The organism is Agitococcus lubricus, assembly GCF_003051055.1.
Taxonomy (GTDB): Bacteria; Pseudomonadota; Gammaproteobacteria; order Pseudomonadales; family Moraxellaceae; genus Agitococcus; species Agitococcus lubricus.
Window position 1 is genome coordinate 233222 of the sequence record NZ_QAON01000002.1, and the last position, 14213, is coordinate 247434.

Consider the following 14213-nt stretch of genomic DNA (forward strand, 5'->3'; position numbering starts at 1 on the left):
CGTTATTACTCCATGATTTATGGAGCATGTCCCATGCTAAGTCATTTAGCAAAGCATTTTAGCTTAGCGCACGAGCAAGAATCCCCACAAACTATCCATGACAACATTCTCAGTGGTATTGTCTTTAGAGGTACAAATTTATGGATTTTGATGGTCGCCATTCTAATGGCGAGTGTTGGCTTAAACGTCAATTCCACCGCCGTGATTATTGGTGCAATGTTAATTTCTCCGTTAATGGGCCCGATTATTGGCATGGGTTATGGCTTAGGAACGTATGATTTTGACTTAGTCCGTCAGGCCATTAAAAATTATTTGTTTGCACTTGTCATCGGCCTGATTGTGTCAACTTTGTATTTTAGTGTATCGCCCCTCAACGAAGCGCACTCCGAATTACTCGCACGTACCACACCCACTATTTACGATGTCCTGATTGCTTTTTTTGGTGGATTAGCGGGTTTTATTGCCATTGTCAGCCGTAACAAAGGCAATGTCATCACAGGTGTTGCTATTGCCACCGCCTTAATGCCGCCGCTATGTACCGCAGGTTATGGTTTGGCCTCGCAGCAGTTTAACTTTGTGTCGGGGGCGTTGTATTTACTGGCTATCAATACGGTATTTATTGCCTTAGCCGCCTTAGTGACCACGCGTTTATTTGGTCAACCCCTGATTCAACAAGCCGATATAGCACAAAAGAGAAAAGCCAACCGTTATGTCACTTTTATTGTTGCGCTGACCTTAGTGCCCAGTATTTTTTTGGGTATTAGCTTTATTCGTCAGGACCAGTTTCAACGAGAAGTTAAAGAGTTCGTCAATCAAATCAAAGTCGAGAACAATTACTTATTAAAATATGACGTCCAACCTGCCAGACGACAGATTAATTTGATTTTTGGTGGAGTGGGACTGAGTGAGGCACAGCAACAGCAACTACAACAGCTTGCACAAAGTCGCGGTTTGGCAGCTAAATTGACGATTCAACAAGGTTTTTCCTTTTCTCAATTGGGTGACATTAATCACCAAACCGAGCTGTTGCGTAAAGAAGTATCGCATTTACGCGAAGATTTCAGCAAACTCCAGCAAACATCGGCCAATACCGTCACTGTCAATTTGGCTCATAATTTACTGACCGAATTACAGGTCTTTTATCCCGAAATCAGCAGTGTAGAATTAGGACAGATTAGTGAGTCAAGCAGGCTTCAAAGCGTAACGCAATTTGTTATTATTCGCACACAAAGCCCATTGCTGAAACCAACACCCTCACACTCCCTCATTCATGCTTGGCTAAAACAACGGCTCAAACAAGAGCAGGTTGTCGTTGTTTTTAATCCCCCGTTATAGGATATCAACGCCGTGTATCATTTAGAAAACGAGACCTTAAAGATTGCCATTCATGGCGTAGGTGCTGAACTAAAAAGCGTCAAACATAAACAACACGCTATTGACTATATGTGGCGTGCCGACCCCGAATTTTGGGGTCGAACATCACCAATTTTATTTCCGATTGTGGGACGTTTAACCAACAATACCACGCTCATCAACGGACAAATCTACGAAATCATGCAACACGGCTTTGCTCGTGATGATGTATTTGACTGTGTGCACCATGATGCCAATAGCGCACATTTTGTACTACACGCGCAAACGGAACATCAAGCCCGTTATCCTTTTAACTTTGTGCTGTCGGTGATTTATCGTCTCACAGAAAACAGCCTCCGTGTGACATGGCATGTAGATAATCCTAATGCTTGTTCATTACCCTTTTCGATTGGCGCACACCCTGCATTTTCTACACAACTTCATGCCGATGACCAATTTGAAGATTACAATGTGATATTTGACACCCATCAGCAATATCACTTATGGCAATTAAATGAACGTATGCAACTGGTTGCTAAAGACATTCCTTTTCAAGAGCCACTACAACAATTTGCGTTGAGTTATCACTATTTTGAGGTTGATGCCCTTGTGTTTCCTCATCAACAAATTCAACAAATTACCCTCAAAAATCGCCATCATGGACACGGTGTCACGGTTGATTTTAAGGGGTTTCCTGAAGTCGCGTTATGGACTGCCGATGGCAAACATAAACGCTCACCGTTCTTGTGTATTGAACCGTGGTTTGGTCATGCAGACTTAGAAAATGGCGCACCTGAGTTAGTTAACAAACGCGGAATTATGCAGTTAGGGAGTGGTGAGCGTTTTACAGCCGAGTATCAAATAGTGTTTTTTTAGCTTCGACTACGCTCAGCTACCATTTGACTACACTCAGCGAGTAGCAAGTAGCCCGTGTGAAGTGCAACGAAACACGGGTTTATGACAAGAGCAAAGAAATAAATCTTTGTTTTTAATGAGTTTAATCCCGTATTTCGCGATACTCAATACGGGCTACGACACTCAACTCATCCTACATCATACGGTGATATTGTGCGGCAATCGCTCTAAACTCGGCACTAATTTGCGGATGATGCGCGACTTGCTGCCAATAAGATGATGCCCAACCACTGACCTCTGACCATATGGGTTGTGTTAATGCTGTCGCTTGAACAGGTTTTATCTCACGCTCAACCACTTCACCATGAATCGTTGGCGCAAAACGCATGGGCAACATATCGTACATCGGTGCAAGGCTTAAACTAAAGTCGGCTGCTAAAAAGAAACTTAAATTGCCATTGTGCATATCTTCATTAGCAATTAAACGGCCAAACGCAAATACCTTGAGAATTGATTGATAATCTGTACTTGAGATTTTTCCAAGCGTGAGTAAAGATTTGGCTTGTTCGTCCCACGCTTTGTTATGGCCAATAAACTCATTACTCACCGCCTCTAAAGACACCATGCCTTTACGTCCCAACAAGGTTGTTCGGTCAAAACGTAGCACTTCTAAAAAGGTACGCCCTGCGGTTTGCACAATCTGACTTTGTGCCGCAGCAATGCCAAAATGTTGTAAAGTTTTTAAAGCTAAATGCTCAGCAATTAATAAATCTGACCAACGCTGACCATTCTCGCTGGTGATAGGTGGACTGAATTTTACTAATAACTCAAAGGCTTGCTGTTGTTCCAACACAAATAAGCCAAACTTGGGTTGCTCCCCTGCCGCAGAAGAACGGGCAATATCATGCCGAATCACTTTACACGCTTCTTGGCCATACGAGGCGCGGGTTTTTAGCCAACCATCCTCCTCATCAGGTTGCAAGACATCTTGTTGTAAACGCAAAAAAGACAAACAACTTTCTTCGCCCACTAAAAAATGACTCGGCTGAACAAAACCAAACTTTAATAAAAAGGTTAAGACATCGTCATCTTGCCAATCTTGTAAACGTGGATTAAGGCCAAGTTGCTGATGAATGGCACTAAATTCACGCCCCAAAAAGCCTTGTGGCCGAATATCCCACAAAAACCACGGCAAACTTTCGTAAAGCGTATCGTTTTGGGTCAGTGCATCGTGCCACACAAGACCATGTGGATGAATGGCAATGAGCTGCCCTGCCAAACTGATGTTTGCTTGTTCATTCACTCGGTAAACAGGCCATTGACTACCCATATCACGAATCGGACGTTGCAAGGCATATTGCGTAGCGCGGGCTTTGCCAATTTTAATAATGGCAGGCTGCTGTTTGACTAAACGCGATAAAGTCGGCTGCGAGATATTGAGTTGTTGGGTTAGCTCTTTGGCCGATTGCGGCTGTTTGGCTAATAATTTGAGCAAAGTTGGTTGCATGATGAATAGATTTTTTGGGTTATTTTTATTCTCTTATATCATATTTATGAGGATGTTGACGCTTTTGGTGAATAGATTTTTTAAACGTATAATAATTACAAGGATTAGCGTCACAGGGCAAATCGGGCAAACAATCCAAACTATTCAAACCACAATCACATTTATCTTTTTTGCTAAAACATGGCTCACGCCGCAAACGCCGTTCGCGGCGCTCTCGCTCCTTCTTTTCGCGTTCCGTTTCTAAGGCGAGGTAAGCCAAATGACAATTATTAAATTGCTGTTTTATTAACGGCCAACCTGCGAATAAACCCTGTTCGGCAATGATGTTTTTGATTATGGCTGAACAGGATAATGAGTCGTGATAATTCTTTTTATCGTTTACGCTGTTATCGCTTATTCGTTCGGACGACAAATGACCTAATGTCATTTGTGCCTCACTCAACGCGCTAGTCGTGGCACGACGCGTAAACTCAGCATAAGCACATCTAAAGCCTTTGTATGGCGAGATGTACTTTTGGTATAAGGTGATGAGGAAGATAAAAAAGTGGCGCATATTACTCCTTCACGATGGGGTATTCTAAAAATACCGTTAACTCATCTTGACCACTATCATAAATCTTAATTTTATACTCAGGTGCAGTTAAGACTAATAAATCATTTGTTTCCCATTTACTAGGATAATCTTCTAAAAGTTTGCCTTCTAAGGTAAAACCTTGAAAACCATCAAAGAGTGTTAGCATTTGATTCACATTAAACTTTTTACGATATTGTTCACGATGACAACTAGCACCCGATGCTTTGGCAAACATATCAGATAAATGTAAACCTTCAACCTTTAGACCAGATGTTCTTAATTGATAAAATAATTTTAACCACTCCATATAGGATGTACTACGTACGGTTGTTATTGCTAGATTTGCCGTATCTAAAGTCCCCATAAAGCCTTTGGTGATAACGCCCTCCATAGAGCTTGCGTTATGCTGACGATATGTTCTCTCTGTTGTAACTCTCAATTTTTCCCTATGATTATCGGCCTGACTAATAACGGTGTAATGACTAAAAAAGATTTCAGATACGCATTGATTTTTTCTGACATATTCGACTGAACGAGACTGTTTATGGTGTGTGTTGCCATAGGCCATATTTATATTTTTAGCTAAACTCATTACACCATCAGGCACTACAATTTTTTGATTTAATTGTGGAAATATCACTCTTAAACTTTTTGGTTCTGTAGCCATTTCTTGGGGAGCTGGCATAAAATCACACGCTTTTTTTTGCAGTAATGTAGCACCGTTTTTTATGATTTCTGGTAAATATTTAGCCAATACATCAGGCTTCTCTGCATATTTTGTTTTGAAAGATTCAATATATTGATAATGGCCTTGCATATTCTGTCGTTTAGCAACCGCTTCTTCAAACTTGTCTCTTTGACTTATATCGAACTCCGTCTCTTGCTTAAGCGTTAACAAAATACTGTTATATAAAAAAATATAAACTAGACCTTTTTTAGCAGGTTTAAAGTCAACATAATCACCGATAAATTCTATGCCATCATCAGATAAAATTTGTGCTTGCGTATCTTTTTTATCCTGAACAAAACAAGCAGGAAAAATCATATCTCCCCCTGAATTAACTGATTTCAGGGTGAAATAATTTGGAGCAACATAAACCATTGAGTTTAAAAGGATACGTGGGACTGCACTGACATCTGTTTTGACGTTTATAGGCGATAAATAGCGTGCCTCGACAACCCGCCATGCCTGAAACTCAGGATAAAAATATCCATCCTTTTCTTGTCCTTTAAAGATATCAGCCTGAGTCAGCGACGACAAAAAACAAAGCAGTACTAATAAAAGATGCATTCTATATATCCCTATAATTATCATAAAAAAAGGCGACTTTCGTCGCCTTTAAATATAACAGATTTTAACTAACCCACAAATACTCGGGCATTTCTAAACATACGCATCCACGCGCCATCTTGTTGCCAATCTTTTGGCTGCCAAGAATTTTGCACGCCACGGAACACACGTTCAGGATGGGGCATTAAAATCGTTGCACGACCATCACCACTGGTGACACTGGTAATTGCAAACGGAGAGCCATTTGGATTTAATGGATACGTTTGTGTTGCTGCACCAGTCGCATCAACAAAACGAGCAGCCACTAAACCACTGTTATTTAAGACTTCAACATGGTTATGCAATACACGACCTTCACCATGCGCCACGGCAATCGGCATAATTGAGCCTTCCATATCTTTAAAGAATAAAGACGGCGATTTTTCGATTTTGACTAAGGAGGTACGCGCTTCAAAAGACTCACTGGTGTTACGCACAAAACGTGGCCACAATTCAGCATGGGGAATCAAATCTTTGAGCTGTGACAACATTTGACAACCGTTACACACCCCTAAGCTAAAGGTTTCTGGACGATTAAAAAACGCGGTAAATTCATCACGCGCACGACTGTTAAACAATACCGACTTTGCCCAACCGCCACCAGCACCTAACACGTCACCATAAGAGAATCCACCACAAGCCACTAAACCAACAAAGTCACGTAAGCTAATACGGCCTGTTAAAATATCGCTCATGTGGACGTCAACACTGGTAAAACCTGCTTTATCAAAAGCAGCCGCCATTTCGATATGACCATTGACACCTTGTTCACGCAAAATCGCCACACGTGGACGTACACCTGTGTTAATAAATGGCAAGGCAATGTCTAAATCTTGGTCATAACTTAACTTAGCAATCAAACCAGCTTGAGTGTCATCGGCAATTAACGCAAATTCTTGCTCAGCACAGTCGGCATTGTCACGAATGGCTTGAATACGATAACTGGTTTCTGCCCAATCTTGTTGCCATTGTGCGCGTGTGCCTTGTAACACGATTTCGCCTTGATAATTAAAGCGAATGTCTTGAGTTAGGTTAATGCCGCCTAATACTGACACAGCATTGGCTAAACTGGTGTTGGCAAATGCGGCTGTCACGGCATCAACATCGGCTTTGGCCACTTGAATCACTGCACCCAATTCTTCGTTAAACAAGACGGCAGCTAATTGTTGCTTGCTGTTTGCTAAAGCAGATAAATCAAGCTCTAAACCGACACGTGCGGCAAAAGCCATTTCTGCTAAAGTTGCCACTAAACCACCATCACTACGGTCATGGTAAGCTAATAACTTGCCGTTGAGTGCTTGGATGCCATTAAAGAAATCAATTAATAAGTTGGGGCTATCTAAATCGGGCGCAACATTCCCCACTTGGCTATAAGCTTGTGCTAAGACTGAACCACCTAGGCGATTTTTGCCTTGACCCAAATCAATCAACATCAATACGCTGTCTACGTCTGTTTTTAATTCAGGGGTGACGGTTTGACGAATATCGGTGACAGGTGCAAACGAAGACACAATCAATGACAAAGGTGCAGTCACGGCTTTGTTTTCTTCACCGTCTTTCCATACGGTACGCATCGACAACGAGTCTTTACCCACAGGAATGGCAATACCCAAGGCAGGACACAACTCCATGCCCACGGCTTTTACCGCATTAAACAAGTTTTGGTCTTCAATGCCATAACCTGCCGCAGCCATCCAGTTTGCTGATAATTTAATATCGCTTAACTGAGCAATTTTGGCAGAAGCGATGTTGGTAATCGACTCGCCAACCGCCATACGTGCAGAAGCACCTGCATCAATCAACGCTAAGGGAGTACGCTCACCCATTGCCATGGCTTCGCCTGTAAACGCATGAAAACCACTGGCAGTCACCGCGCAATCAGCAACAGGTACTTGATAGCGACCAACCATTTGTTCACGTGCGACTAAACCTGTCACCGAGCGGTCGCCAATGGTAATTAAGAACGATTTAGAAGCGACGGTTGGTACTTGTAATACGCGTTTTGTGGCTTCGGTTAAATCAATATGGCTGCTATCAAAACTGGCTTGTTCAATGTGTTGGCTGTTAAATTGACGCGACATTCTTGGCGGTTTGCCCAACAACACTTGCATGGGCATATCGACTGCTTTGTTGGCAAAATGACTGTCACTGACGGTTAAGTGTTGTACTTTCTCAGCTTGACCTAACACCGCAAATGGACAACGTTCACGCTGACAAATGGCTTCAAATTCGGCTAAACGTTCTGGACGAACCGCCAACACATAACGTTCTTGTGCTTCATTACACCAAATTTCACGTGGGCTCATACCACGTTCTAAATTAGGAATCTTTCTTAACTCTAAGGTTGCGCCTAAATCCCACTCGTGAACTAATTCAGGCATCGCATTCGACAAGCCACCCGCGCCCACATCATGTACAGAGACTAAAGGATTGTTGTTACCCATTGCCCAACACACATCAATCACTTCTTGGCAACGGCGTTCCATTTCGGGATTATCACGTTGTACCGAGGCAAAATCTAAGTTTTCAGAGCTTGCACCACTGGCCATACTCGACGCAGCACCGCCACCCAAACCAATTAACAACGCTGGGCCACCTAACACAATCAGGCAATCACCTGCTTGAATGGCATTTTTTTGCACATGCTCTTCACGAATATTACCCAAGCCGCCTGCAATCATAATCGGTTTATGATAACCACGGACTTCAAGCCCATTAACACCATTGACGGCTAATTCAAAGCTACGGAAATAACCACACAAATTGGGGCGACCAAATTCGTTATTAAAGGCTGCACCGCCCAAAGGCCCGTCAATCATAATGTCTAAAGCAGACACAATACGATTGGGCTTGCCATAAGCCACTTCCCAAGGTTGCACAAAATTGGGGATTTGTAAGTTGGATACGGTAAAGCCTGCTAAACCTGCTTTGGGTTTGCCACCACGACCTGTTGCACCTTCGTCACGAATTTCACCACCAGAACCTGTCGATGCCCCTGCAAACGGAGAAATCGCGGTTGGGTGGTTGTGGGTTTCAACCTTCATTAAAATATGAACAGGCTCATTGCTATAACCATAGGTTTTGCTGCTTGGATTTGGGAAAAAGCGGTCAGCTTGATGACCAACAATCACTGAAGCATTATCTTTATAGGCAGACAAAATATTGGCTGGTGCATGATTGTAGGTATTTTTAATCATGCCAAATAAAGACTTATCGGCTTTTTCGCCGTCAATTGTCCATTCAGCATTAAAGATCTTGTGACGACAATGCTCAGAGTTAGCTTGAGCAAACATCATCAATTCCACATCGTGTGGATTGCGGCCTAATTGCTGAAAGCTGTCAACTAAATAATCAATTTCATCAGGGGATAAGGCAAAACCAAATTCTTGGTTGGCTTGTTTTAAGGCATCACGACCACCGCCTAAAATATCAATTTTTTGTAAAGGCTGTGGCTCATGTTCGGCAAATAACACCTCTGCATCTTCGACACTGGCTAATACGCTTTGGGTCATGCGGTCATGTAATTTAGCGGCAACGGCTTGGCGTTGTTCTGCGCTTAATTCACGGGTGGTTTGTAACCAATAGACGGTAACACGCTCAACACGTTGTACTTTATCTAAGCCACTGTTACGCGCGATGTCAGTGGCTTTAGATGACCACGGAGAAATCGTGCCAATGCGTGGAGTAATCACAAACATGGCATCAAAATCGGCATCACTAAACCCTTCGCCATTAAATTCTTCACCGTAATGTAGCAAATCTTGTAATTGTTGTTGCTGTGGCTCATCTAAGGGTTGACTAACTGATACGACGTGCACATAACGACTACTTAAACCAACAATGTTTGGCTCCATCGCTTGCAAATCGGCTAATAGACGTTGGCTTTTGAAAGAGGATAACGCCTTAGCACCACTGACAATCAACATGACATACTCGCTCATTAGGAAAAAAAGATTCATTCCCGTGACAACAACAGACCATCACGAGAGTGCTGAGAATTTGAAGGGTGCAGATTATAACATTATTAGCGTAGACGCGGTGATGGCTTATTACAGTACTGATGGCCGTTTTTTAGCGTTTTTTGCCACGCCGTGTCGTTATTGGCGTCAATTCTGCAAAGATTGTCTGCCATTCACAAGTGTCATCTTGATACGTCTGCGATGCTATACCTGAACAGTGCAACCGCTATTTCAGTCATATTTAGATACAAATTGTCTAACAAACAGACGAAAAATGACGGCACTCACTCGACTTTTGTTAGACTGTCGTATAAATTTTGCACTTTCGCTCAATTATCATACAAAAACCGAATACAGGGGGAACATCTCAACAGCAAGACCGCCAACCACTCAGGTGATATGGAGACTAGGATAAGGACTAACTCCCAACCGTTGTGTGTCTGTTGACCATCTATTCTAATGAGGTGCTATACATGTTAGGCAAATTGGCCTTGCCAGCCAAACGATGTTATTCACGCTGTACCGTTTTTTTCGTATGCGTTTATGTGTTTTATACTGCTGTTATCCAAGCGCTGACTATGCGCTTTCCCACTGCCTTTGCTACCCTACGCCAACATCATCAGCGGCTATGGCGCGGGGCAATGCTTAGCCTTTGTTTGCTGGCACTCCTCAATTTACACCCTTCTAAACAATATACGCTCGACGAAGTGCTAGAACGCGGCCAGCTACGTGTGATTGGGGTTGCAGGGCCTACCACTTTTTTACCACACGGCGATGCTGGGGTACGTGGTTTACAATATGAGCTTTTGCGTCAATTGGCTGACGAACTGAATATGAGCCTAGTCATTGAACAAGCCCCCAATGCCGATGCTGTCATTAGTGCGCTCAAAGCAGGCGAAGCCGATATAGGCATTACAGGCTTAGTTAATGACGACCCCCGTTTGGCTAAACTCTTACTCAGCCATCCGTATTTAGAAACGCGTCTACAACTGATTAAACATCGGCAACATACGGTCAGTGATGAGGCCAAAATTGCGGTTAGCGCCAATAGCGCCGAAGCGCAGACAGTATTGCATCAACAATACGGCTCTGTTGTTGAAATTCGCCATGCAACGCCAGACACCCTACTCAGTGAGCTTAATGCGGGTGAGGTCGATTATACGGTGTTAACCGATAGCGAATTTGCTGCGCGTCGTATGAGCTTTCCTGATTTAACCATCAAAACTGAATTAAATAATGCCCAATTATCATGGGCAATTCGCCCGCGAGATAAAACCTTACAACGTGTTGCCAATCGTTTTTTGGATACCGCTACCAAAGATGGCACACTCAAACGCTTAACCGCATTTTATAGTCAGGGCAATACCTTTAATAGTTTTGGCGTGATGACTTTTCAAAAAGACATCCAACAACGCTTACCGCTCTACCAAACGCAATTCAAAAAACAAGCTGATAAACACGATATGGATTGGCGCTTACTCGCCGCGATTGCTTATCAAGAATCTAAGTGGGATGTTGCCGCAGTATCACCAACGGGTGTAACAGGTATTATGATGCTTACTAAAAGCACCGCAAAAGAAATGGGCATTGCTAATCGTAACAATCCCCAACAAAGCATTTTAGCAGGCTCGGCTTATTATCAACGGATGATTGATAAAATCCCTGCAACAGTACATGAGCCAGATAGAACATGGATGGCCTTAGCTGCCTATAACATGGGATATCGCCATGTATTAAAAGCCAGAGAACTGACGGCACGTTATGGTGATGACCCCGACAAATGGTTAGATGTAAGTCGTCATTTGCGACAACTCCCCCGCTCAGGCCAAGCCTTAGTTTATGTGCAAGAAGTGCGACGTTATTATGATGCCTTATTATTAGAAGGTAATCGTCATCATTGGATGGCGAGTTTAGATAAAAAGTGGGTCGTGGCTGAATAGTCGTTTATATTATATAATTCTGCGCTCTAACAAGCCGCATTAGGAACAAGACACGATGTCACGCATAGTTAAACATTTAGCCTTATTCAGCTCTTTCATTGCTTTAGCGGCGTGTAATGAAAATCCTGATGGTCATATAGCACCTCACTCCCCACAGACCACATTAAAAGGCCTTGTTTTAGGAGCTAATGCCATTCAGGGTGCGATTGTTTGTTTAGATAGCAATGATAATTTATTGTGCGAAGCGCAAGAACCACAAGCAAAAACGAATCAATCAGGTGTTTATCAATTTAATGCAAATGCTTTAACCGCAAAACAGTCTTCTACTGTTGCTTATATTCCGCAAGGTGCGATGGATGTTGTCACTAAAGAGATTATTGACAAGCCTTATAGCTTAACCACACCGCTTGGCAAACACGCTGTCATTAGTCCTTTAACCAGTTTTGTGATGGAAACGATGCGATTGCATCAAGGTATGGATATTGATACCGCTAGTCAGATTGTTAGTTATCAGTTAAAAGTCAAAGACTTTGATGTGTTTAAAGATTATCGGAGCGATAGTAGTGAAAGTGGTAAACTGATTTTGGATGTTTTAAACGAAAGTATAAAATGGGGGAAAAATCTAGATAATCCTCCTGATACCATCAAAAACTATAAACATCTTTTTCATACAGTGACATTAAATCGATTAAGTTTTATTGAGATGCGAGTTCCTGTCAAATACTCTTTTGAAACACTTGAGTCCGAGATTAAAGGTATTTCATCTTTTATGACACATTTTAATGGAATCGCAACCCAAAACTATCTTTACTATACTAAATCACATACTAATATATCCCCATCTAACGTTATAAGTGCTTTTCCTTTGTATAGTATTTATCCATTTACGCCATATATCAAAGACTATTCATCTAATTTTCAATACGTTACACTCAAGTCCACAACAAAAGGTGAGATTGAACAAGTTCTAACAGAATACTCAATAGCCAACAAAGCAAACACCGAAATTAACACTTTCAACAATTTCACTTATCGCTTTTTATTAACTAATACGGGTTGGCAAACATCAAATAGGATATCTATCAACAATGACACCAATCAAAGTATTTTCATTTTTAAATATAATTTATCTCATTTAAAAGTAAATGATGTCCTCAATGCACTCCAACTCATTAGTAGTATTAAAACACCTATATCTGCCACTTTTCCAGCTGAATCGTATAGCTATAAAATATACTTCGTTAGCAAAAAAGAAAAATACGAGCATACTCAAAGTAATGATAATTCTTTTTTATCTCTACAAGACCTAAAAAATACAGCACAAATAAACAACCAAGTACCTTTTAATAACTTTTTATCGACAATGGGTATCACAGTTCAATACAAAGAAAGTTCAGATTCCACAACAAATCGATATGATGTTGACTATCACCTCCAGTTCTTAAATAGTGGTCAGCTAAACATAATCAAACAAACCATAAAAAACTCTAACTCATTAGAAATAAAGCTTTTTTCAAATAGTGGCTACTGGCAAGAACAACTTATCAACAATCAAAAAGTGTTAAAGATTAATATTAACTCCAAACCTGAGTTTGGTATTAACTATTTAGCTCAGCCCTTTTATACCGAACATGATGGAAAAGTTTTTTACGGAAAAACTCTCGAAACTGGTCATATCCAAACACATTATGCTTTTAATAAAATTGCAATGGATGCTATTACATCTAATTTACAGCCCTAAACGCTTCGCCTCTCTCCTGCGCCTAAAAAAGTCCGACAACTGCGTACTGGCTTCATCAGCCAGTAAACCGCCTTCGAATTTAAACACATGGTTGTAATAACCTGTTTCTAGTTGTTTTCTGGCACTGACTAACGAGCCTGCTTTGGGTTCTGTGGTTGCAAACACCACGCGTTTAATTCGCGCATGAATCAATGCGCCCACACACATGGTACAAGGCTCTAAGGTCACATATAAGGTGCTATTTTCTAATCGATAATTTTGGCGTTTTTGTGCCGCTTGGCGAATGGCAATCACCTCAGCATGGGCAGTTGGGTCATGTGTCGCTATGGGCTGATTATAACCTTCGCCCACCACTTGCCCATCCACCACAATCACTGCCCCTACAGGCACTTCCCCAACATCAGCCGCTTGTTGTGCTAATGCCAAAGCCTGACGCATAAACTGCTGGTCTTGTTCAGAAAAATTAGGACTTAACATCAAGATAAATGTCTATCAACGGTTTATTCACACCCGAACGAACATATAAACGTAAGTTATTAATTGCGTGCATAGCTTGCTCTAACAGACGTTGAAAATGCGATTGCTCTTGGCTAGGGTCAAGCACATGAAAGCCATAGTCATAACTGACTATCACTTCCATTAAACCTGTTTCCCCCATTAAGGGAATTTTTGCCCATTCGCTTAAGGCCAGTTGTGGGTTTTGTTGACGTAAAGCCTCTAAAACCGTACTGAGCTTAGCTGGCCATGCAGGTAAACTGTGACGAATAAAAAATAACATCAACTCTAAAATGGCTGCTTCGGCATTTTCTATTTTGGCAAGCATCGACAAGGTATGTTATCCCTATTTGTCGTCAAGTAAGTCGCATTTTTGAGGATAAAAAAGGCTTGCTGTAGCAAATAATGCCAGTCAGTTAAGAGAACATTGTCCCTTAAAAATACCCCTTCGACTTCGCT

General features: G+C 41.8%; 10 protein-coding genes. 4 read left to right on the top strand and 6 right to left on the bottom strand.

Annotated elements, in window-relative coordinates; translation table 11 throughout:
• The first annotated feature begins 33 nt into the window (after positions 1–33).
• Entirely contained in the window at positions 34–1335 is a 1302-nt protein-coding gene (locus tag C8N29_RS03490) for a TIGR00341 family protein (RefSeq protein ID WP_170106874.1), read from the top strand.
• 12 nt (positions 1336–1347) lie between these two features.
• Positions 1348–2229, top strand: coding sequence for an aldose 1-epimerase family protein (locus C8N29_RS03495; protein ID WP_170106875.1), 882 nt, complete (start codon positions 1348–1350; stop codon positions 2227–2229).
• A gap of 172 nt (positions 2230–2401) precedes the next feature.
• Here C8N29_RS03495 and yjjJ read toward each other — a convergent pair whose 3' ends face one another.
• From yjjJ to purL, 4 genes are all read right to left on the bottom strand, one after another.
• Positions 2402–3715: a type II toxin-antitoxin system HipA family toxin YjjJ gene (yjjJ, locus tag C8N29_RS03500; protein ID WP_107864648.1), complete on the bottom strand. Its 1314-nt coding sequence runs from the start codon at positions 3713–3715 to the stop codon at positions 2402–2404.
• Between the two features lie 25 nt (positions 3716–3740).
• Positions 3741–4268, bottom strand: a complete 528-nt coding sequence (locus C8N29_RS16950; protein ID WP_204509265.1) for a hypothetical protein — start codon at positions 4266–4268, stop codon at positions 3741–3743.
• Position 4269: 1 nt separating this feature from the next.
• A complete protein-coding gene (locus C8N29_RS03510) occupies positions 4270–5580 on the bottom strand; it encodes a hypothetical protein (RefSeq protein WP_107864649.1) in 1311 nt (436 codons plus the stop codon).
• 68 nt (positions 5581–5648) lie between these two features.
• Entirely contained in the window at positions 5649–9545 is a 3897-nt protein-coding gene (gene purL / locus C8N29_RS03515) for a phosphoribosylformylglycinamidine synthase (RefSeq protein ID WP_107864650.1), read from the bottom strand.
• 611 nt (positions 9546–10156) lie between these two features.
• Here purL and mltF point away from each other — a divergent pair.
• Both mltF and C8N29_RS03525 read left to right on the top strand, forming a co-directional pair.
• Complete coding sequence (mltF, locus tag C8N29_RS03520; protein ID WP_170106876.1) at positions 10157–11518, top strand: membrane-bound lytic murein transglycosylase MltF; 1362 nt, start codon at positions 10157–10159, stop codon at positions 11516–11518.
• Positions 11519–11573: 55 nt separating this feature from the next.
• A complete protein-coding gene (locus C8N29_RS03525; protein ID WP_107864652.1) occupies positions 11574–13259 on the top strand; it encodes a hypothetical protein in 1686 nt (561 codons plus the stop codon).
• Here the strand turns inward: C8N29_RS03525 and tadA are convergent.
• Complete coding sequence (gene tadA, locus C8N29_RS03530) at positions 13248–13736, bottom strand: tRNA adenosine(34) deaminase TadA (RefSeq protein ID WP_107864653.1); 489 nt, start codon at positions 13734–13736, stop codon at positions 13248–13250. The genes C8N29_RS03525 and tadA overlap by 12 nt on opposite strands.
• On the bottom strand, positions 13723–14088 hold the full coding sequence (locus C8N29_RS03535) for a hypothetical protein (protein WP_146164416.1): 366 nt from the start codon (positions 14086–14088) through the stop codon (positions 13723–13725). The genes tadA and C8N29_RS03535 overlap by 14 nt, the downstream gene beginning before the upstream one ends.
• Positions 14089–14213 lie beyond the last annotated feature (125 nt).

Coding starts and splice junctions, on each gene's coding strand:
- C8N29_RS03490 (WP_170106874.1), top strand. CDS start 34: ATGCTAAGTCATTTAGCAAAGCATTTTAGCTTAGCGCACGAGCAAGAA.
- yjjJ (WP_107864648.1), bottom strand. CDS start 3,715: ATGCAACCAACTTTGCTCAAATTATTAGCCAAACAGCCGCAATCGGCC.
- C8N29_RS16950 (WP_204509265.1), bottom strand. CDS start 4,268: ATGCGCCACTTTTTTATCTTCCTCATCACCTTATACCAAAAGTACATC.
- C8N29_RS03510 (WP_107864649.1), bottom strand. CDS start 5,580: ATGCATCTTTTATTAGTACTGCTTTGTTTTTTGTCGTCGCTGACTCAG.
- purL (WP_107864650.1), bottom strand. CDS start 9,545: ATGTTGATTGTCAGTGGTGCTAAGGCGTTATCCTCTTTCAAAAGCCAA.
- mltF (WP_170106876.1), top strand. CDS start 10,157: ATGCGCTTTCCCACTGCCTTTGCTACCCTACGCCAACATCATCAGCGG.
- C8N29_RS03525 (WP_107864652.1), top strand. CDS start 11,574: ATGTCACGCATAGTTAAACATTTAGCCTTATTCAGCTCTTTCATTGCT.
- tadA (WP_107864653.1), bottom strand. CDS start 13,736: ATGTTAAGTCCTAATTTTTCTGAACAAGACCAGCAGTTTATGCGTCAG.